Origin of the sequence: Nguyenibacter vanlangensis, from assembly GCF_013376155.1 — a bacterium.
Taxonomy (GTDB): Bacteria; Pseudomonadota; Alphaproteobacteria; order Acetobacterales; family Acetobacteraceae; genus Gluconacetobacter; species Gluconacetobacter vanlangensis.
Genome location: NZ_JABXXP010000982.1, coordinates 1 through 840, shown reverse-complemented (window position 1 = coordinate 840; position 840 = coordinate 1). Strand labels below are relative to the sequence as shown.

Sequence of the window (840 nt, the reverse complement as noted above, 5' to 3'; positions counted from 1 at the left end):
AGGAGTGGCGGGATTGGCCAGCAGCGCCGCCGGCGGATCCGACAGGTCGGGCAGCGCGGGCACGTCCCAGCGTACCGTCAGCACCCGCGCCGCCTCGGCCGCGTCTTCCTCGCGCTCGGCCACCACGCCGACGAAATCGCCGATGGTGACGACATCGACCAGGCCGGGAACATGCGCGACCGATGCGCGATCGACCGACCGCAGGCTGTGCCCGACAAAGCCCCCATGATCGAAACCGCCGTAAGGCGGGCGGACGACCCGTCCATGGAGCATGCCCGGCACCCGGACATCATGCACATAGACCGCGCGCCCCGTGGCCTTGTCGGGAATATCCACCCGCGGCACCGTCCGCCCCACGATCCGGTAGCGATCGGGCGCCTTGACCGCGACCTGCTCGTCCAGCCGGACGCGCAGCGCCTGGCCCTCCAGCAGCATGCCATAGGTCAGCGGCGCATCCCGCAGCAGGGCCGGCGCACCGACGATCCGCCCGTCGCGCAGATCCAGTTCCGCCACCGGCCGGTTCAGCCGCAGCGCGGCAAGATCCAGCAGGACGGCCCGCGCATGCGCCGCGGCCCGGCGGAGCGGAATCGCGCTGACCTGGATGGTCTCGCTGGCGATCGTCGCCCCCTGGTCCGGCGTCCTGCCCGTGTGCCCCAGCACCATCGTGACATGGCCGAACGGCACGTCCAGTTCCTCGGCGACGATCTGCGCCAGCGCGGTGCGGATGCCGGTACCCAGATCGACATGCCCGCAATAGCCCGTGACCCGGCCTTCGGCATGCACGACGACGAACATTTCGTCCGGCGCCTCGCCCGCCGGCGCCGCCCGCGCCGCCAGCCC

General features: G+C 72.0%; 1 protein-coding gene. It reads right to left on the bottom strand.

Annotation, left to right across the window (positions count from 1 at the left end):
* Positions 1–837, bottom strand: an 837-nt coding sequence (locus HUK84_RS20635) for a molybdopterin cofactor-binding domain-containing protein (protein ID WP_246285808.1), incomplete at its 3' end; no start/stop codon positions are given.
* Positions 838–840: the final 3 nt, after the last annotated feature.